Annotated in this window: 2 tRNA genes and 3 rRNA genes; all 5 read left to right on the forward strand. The window is 52.8% G+C overall.

The window, feature by feature from the left end:
* Positions 1-638 precede the first annotated feature (638 nt).
* A 16S ribosomal RNA gene (locus tag AAV94_RS11700) occupies positions 639-2,176 on the forward strand.
* Between the two features lie 111 nt (positions 2,177-2,287).
* Positions 2,288-2,364: transfer RNA gene (locus AAV94_RS11705), tRNA-Ile, on the forward strand.
* A gap of 25 nt (positions 2,365-2,389) precedes the next feature.
* Positions 2,390-2,465, forward strand: a tRNA-Ala gene (locus AAV94_RS11710).
* 369 nt (positions 2,466-2,834) lie between these two features.
* Positions 2,835-5,709, forward strand: a 23S ribosomal RNA gene (locus AAV94_RS11715).
* A 135-nt stretch (positions 5,710-5,844) separates the two neighbouring features.
* Positions 5,845-5,957: ribosomal RNA gene (rrf, locus tag AAV94_RS11720) — 5S ribosomal RNA — on the forward strand.
* Together the 16S, 23S and 5S rRNA genes with 2 tRNA genes alongside form the textbook arrangement of a ribosomal RNA operon.
* Positions 5,958-6,008 lie beyond the last annotated feature (51 nt).

The following is a 6,008-nucleotide window of genomic DNA, read 5'->3' on the forward strand; positions in this document are numbered from 1 at the left end:
CGCCCATGTTGCCACCATGGCAAATCCCTTTCCTCCTTGTCCGGCACCGCGTCTGGGCGAGATCCAGCAAAATTTTTCCCCCTTAATGTGCGTCCAAGTGGGTTGAGTTGGTGCTATAGTCACGCCCTCTCGACGCCTGAGGCCAGATGAACTGGTTTGGGTGTTGAGGGGACGGCTTGGAGAGGAAGCTGCTGACGGAGAGGGAAGTTAGCGGTGGGTATCAAAAAGCTGTGCTATAGTGGAGGGCTTCGCTGCTGAGGCGGCTGGTTGGAGGTTTAGGGCTTCTGGCTGGTGAGCTGAAGAGGTGGTGGAGTTAGAAAAAGTTTTCGGAAGTTTGTTTGACTGAAGAAAACGTTGTGCTATAGTAGAGGGCTTCGCTGATCGCGGCGAATGCTTGGTAAGAGGCGGTTCATTAACAAATTACAGCCGATAAGCGTGGGCGTTTGGGCAGAGGCTTTGCTTGCAAAAAGAGTGCTTTGGGTGTGCGAATAGCGTGCTTGGGGTGCTCGAAGGCAGAGATGCCAAGCGCTCATGCAAACAGAAGAAGAAGTGTGTAGGCCGAGAAGAGGTTGAGAGATCTTTTTTTAGCTTACAGGTTTACTTCAATTCCGCTTGAGTGAGTGAGTTTTTAAGAGATCGAACTAAAGAGTTTGATCCTGGCTCAGATTGAACGCTGGCGGCATGCTTTACACATGCAAGTCGAACGGCAGCACGGGTGCTTGCACCTGGTGGCGAGTGGCGAACGGGTGAGTAACACATCGGAACATGCCCAGTCGTGGGGGATAACTACTCGAAAGAGTGGCTAATACCGCATGAGATCTACGGATGAAAGCAGGGGACCTTTGGGCCTTGCGCGACTGGAGTGGCCGATGGCAGATTAGGTAGTTGGTGGGGTAAAGGCCTACCAAGCCTGCGATCTGTAGCTGGTCTGAGAGGACGACCAGCCACACTGGGACTGAGACACGGCCCAGACTCCTACGGGAGGCAGCAGTGGGGAATTTTGGACAATGGGCGCAAGCCTGATCCAGCAATGCCGCGTGCAGGACGAAGGCCCTCGGGTTGTAAACTGCTTTTGTACAGAACGAAAAGGGCTGGGTTAATACCCTGGTCTGCTGACGGTACTGTAAGAATAAGCACCGGCTAACTACGTGCCAGCAGCCGCGGTAATACGTAGGGTGCGAGCGTTAATCGGAATTACTGGGCGTAAAGCGTGCGCAGGCGGCTATGCAAGACCGATGTGAAATCCCCGGGCTCAACCTGGGAACTGCATTAGTGACTGCATGGCTGGAGTGCGGCAGAGGGGGATGGAATTCCGCGTGTAGCAGTGAAATGCGTAGATATGCGGAGGAACACCGATGGCGAAGGCAATCCCCTGGGCCTGCACTGACGCTCATGCACGAAAGCGTGGGGAGCAAACAGGATTAGATACCCTGGTAGTCCACGCCCTAAACGATGTCAACTGGTTGTTGGGAATTAACTTTCTCAGTAACGAAGCTAACGCGTGAAGTTGACCGCCTGGGGAGTACGGCCGCAAGGCTAAAACTCAAAGGAATTGACGGGGACCCGCACAAGCGGTGGATGATGTGGTTTAATTCGATGCAACGCGAAAAACCTTACCCACCTTTGACATGTACGGAATCCTTTAGAGATAGAGGAGTGCTCGAAAGAGAGCCGTAACACAGGTGCTGCATGGCTGTCGTCAGCTCGTGTCGTGAGATGTTGGGTTAAGTCCCGCAACGAGCGCAACCCTTGTCATTAGTTGCCATCATTAAGTTGGGCACTCTAATGAGACTGCCGGTGATAAACCGGAGGAAGGTGGGGATGACGTCAAGTCCTCATGGCCCTTATAGGTGGGGCTACACACGTCATACAATGGCCGGTACAAAGGGTCGCGAAGCCGCGAGGTGGAGCCAATCCCATAAAGCCGGTCGTAGTCCGGATCGCAGTCTGCAACTCGACTGCGTGAAGTCGGAATCGCTAGTAATCGTGGATCAGCATGTCACGGTGAATACGTTCCCGGGTCTTGTACACACCGCCCGTCACACCATGGGAGCGGGTTCTGCCAGAAGTAGGTAGCTTAACCGCAAGGAGGGCGCTTACCACGGCGGGGCTCGTGACTGGGGTGAAGTCGTAACAAGGTAGCCGTACCGGAAGGTGCGGCTGGATCACCTCCTTTCTGGAAAAGACAAGCGAAGGCTTGCCAAACGTCCACACTTATCGGTTGTTGGAAGACGAGCTGTTGATTACATCCTGGTGCCGAGGGTTCTGGGTGTGGTTGGTAGTGCTTGGGTCTGTAGCTCAGCTGGTTAGAGCACCGTCTTGATAAGGCGGGGGTCGTTGGTTCGAGCCCAACTAGACCCACCAAGAATCCAATGGATAGAGGATAGTAGGGGGATTAGCTCAGCTGGGAGAGCACCTGCTTTGCAAGCAGGGGGTCGTCGGTTCGATCCCGTCATCCTCCACCAAGAATCGTTGAACACCAAAGGAGCTTTCGCCAAAAGGCGAAGGATTCTTTGTTGTTTGTCGATGGAGATCGATGAATACGGCTGTTCTTTAAAAAATCATAGAGTCGAATCATTGTTGCTGATGGAAAGAGTGCGAAAGTGCTCACCGTGCCATCAGCGGCAAAATTGATTGCGTCAAGAACGAACATGCGGGCGAGGCGAAAGCTGAGCCTGGATGCTTCAAGTAATTGACGATTGTTCTCAGGGCATGCACGCGAGTGCGTGCCTGGCAAGACAAGCGTGAATTACGGCAATAACGCGTTAGAGAAGTTTGCTTGATTGAGATGGCAGAGGGCTTTGTGGTGAGAGCTGCAGAGGCCAAAGTTATAGGGTCAAGTGACTAAGAGCATGTGGTGGATGCCTTGGCGATTACAGGCGATGAAAGACGTGATAGCCTGCGATAAGCTTCGGGGAGCTGGCAAATGAGCATTGATCCGAAGATTTCTGAATGGGGAAACCCACCCGCGAGGGTATCCTTGGCTGAATACATAGGTCAAGGAGGCGAACCTGGGGAACTGAAACATCTAAGTACCCAGAGGAAAAGAAATCAACCGAGATTCCGAAAGTAGTGGCGAGCGAAATCGGAGCAGCCGTCTAGAGATAGCACAGGGGATATTGGAACGCATTGGAAACTGCGGCCATAGTGGGTGATAGCCCCGTACAAGAAAGACCTGTGTGGTACTAAGCTAGAGACAAGTAGGGCGGGACACGTGAAATCCTGTCTGAAGATGGGGGGACCATCCTCCAAGGCTAAATACTCGTAATCGACCGATAGTGAACAAGTACCGTGAGGGAAAGGCGAAAAGAACCCCGGGAGGGGAGTGAAATAGATCCTGAAACCGCATGCTTACAAAAAGTCGGAGCCCTGAAAGGGGTGACGGCGTACCTTTTGTATAATGGGTCAGCGACTTACATTCAGTGGCGAGGTTAACCGAATAGGGGAGCCGAAGAGAAATCGAGTCCGAATAGGGCGTCTAGTCGCTGGGTGTAGACCCGAAACCGAGTGATCTATCCATGGCCAGGTTGAAGGTGCCGTAACAGGTACTGGAGGACCGAACCGACTACTGTTGCAAAAGTAGCGGATGAGCTGTGGATAGGGGTGAAAGGCTAAACAAACTCGGAAATAGCTGGTTCTCTCCGAAAACTATTTAGGTAGTGCCTCAAGTATTACCTGCGGGGGTAGAGCACTGTTTTGGCTAGGGGGTCATGGCGACTTACCAAACCAAGGCAAACTCCGAATACTGCAGAGTAGAGCTTGGGAGACAGTGCACCGGGTGCTAACGTCCGGACACGAGAGGGAAACAACCCAGACCGCCAGCTAAGGTCCCTAAAATTGGCTAAGTGGGAAACGAGGTGGGAAGGCACAGACAGTCAGGATGTTGGCTTAGAAGCAGCCATCATTTAAAGAAAGCGTAATAGCTCACTGATCGAGTCGTCCTGCGCGGAAGATGTAACGGGGCTAAGCCAGTTACCGAAGCTGCGGATGCACAGATAACTGTGCGTGGTAGGAGAGCGTTCTGTAAGCCTGCGAAGGTGGCCTGTGAGGGCTGCTGGAGGTATCAGAAGTGCGAATGCTGACATGAGTAGCGTTAAAGGGGGTGAAAAGCCCCCTCGCCGTAAGCGCAAGGTTTCCTACGCAACGTTCATCGGCGTAGGGTGAGTCGGCCCCTAAGGCGAGGCAGAGATGCGTAGCTGATGGGAAGCAGGTTAATATTCCTGCACCGATTACAAGTGCGATGTGGGGACGGATCTTAATAGGTTATCTGGCTGTTGGAATAGCCAGTTTAGGCAGAAGTAGGCGTGTGTTAGGCAAATCCGGCACACATAAACCGAGGCTGTCGATCGAGCGGGCTTGCCTGCGAAGTAACTGAACGGGGTCCCAGGAAAAGCCACTAAGCTTCAGCTTGTAACGACCGTACCGCAAACCGACACTGGTGCGCGAGATGAGTATTCTAAGGCGCTTGAGAGAACTCTGGAGAAGGAACTCGGCAAATTGACACCGTAACTTCGGGAGAAGGTGTGCCCTAGTAGTGTGAGGTGAACAGCCGAGCATGAATGGGTTGCAAAAAATAGGTGGCTGCGACTGTTTATTAAAAACACAGCACTCTGCAAACACGAAAGTGGACGTATAGGGTGTGACGCCTGCCCGGTGCTGGAAGATTAAATGATGGGGTGCAAGCTCTTGATTGAAGTCCCAGTAAACGGCGGCCGTAACTATAACGGTCCTAAGGTAGCGAAATTCCTTGTCGGGTAAGTTCCGACCTGCACGAATGGCGTAACGATGGCCACACTGTCTCCTCCAGAGACTCAGCGAAGTTGAAATGTTTGTGATGATGCAATCTCCCCGCGGAAAGACGGAAAGACCCCATGAACCTTTACTGTAGCTTTGTATGGGACTTTGAACAGATCTGTGTAGGATAGGTGGGAGGCTTTGAAGGCAGGATGCTAGTTCTGCTGGAGCCGTCCTTGAAATACCACCCTGGTGTGTTTGAGGTTCTAACCTGCGCCCTTGAATCAGGGCGGGGGACAGTGCATGGTAGGCAGTTTGACTGGGGCGGTCTCCTCCTAAAGCGTAACGGAGGAGTTCGAAGGTACGCTAGGTACGGTCGGACATCGTGCTAATAGTGCATAGGCATAAGCGTGCTTGACTGTGAGACTGACAAGTCGAACAGGTACGAAAGTAGGACTAAGTGATCCGGTGGTTCTGTATGGAAGGGCCATCGCTCAACGGATAAAAGGTACTCTGGGGATAACAGGCTGATACCGCCCAAGAGTTCATATCGACGGCGGTGTTTGGCACCTCGATGTCGGCTCATCTCATCCTGGGGCTGAAGTCGGTCCCAAGGGTATGGCTGTTCGCCATTTAAAGAGGTACGTGAGCTGGGTTTAAAACGTCGTGAGACAGTTTGGTCCCTATCTTCCGTGGGCGCTGCAGATTTGAGGGAACCTGCTCCTAGTACGAGAGGACCGGAGTGGACACACCTCTGGTGTACCGGTTGTCACGCCAGTGGCATCGCCGGGTAGCTATGTGTGGACGAGATAACCGCTGAAAGCATCTAAGCGGGAAACTTCTCCCAAGATGAGATCTGCCGGGGCCTTGAGCCCCCTAAAGGGTCGTTGAAGACCACGACGTTGATAGGCTGGGTGTGCAAGTGCAGCAATGCATTGAGCTAACCAGTACTAATTGCCCGTGCGGCTTGACCCTATAACTTTGGTTTCTCACCAACCAACCAAGGCAAACCAACCAACGCGTTGCCTCGCAATCAATTACCATTCGACTCTATGATAGGCTCGCAGCTTGAAACACCAAAACCCTCAAGCCGCAGCCTCACCAGTTATGCCTGATGACTATAGCAGTCTGGTACCACCCCTTCCCATCCCGAACAGGACCGTGAAACAGACTCGCGCCAATGATAGTGCGGATCCCCGTGCGAAAGTAGGTCATCGTCAGGCTCCTACTCCAACAAGCCCCTTGCAATCCCCTTTGCAAGGGGCTTCGTTCTT

This window comes from Lampropedia cohaerens (assembly GCF_001005215.1).
Lineage (GTDB): Bacteria > Pseudomonadota > Gammaproteobacteria > Burkholderiales > Burkholderiaceae_C > Lampropedia > Lampropedia cohaerens.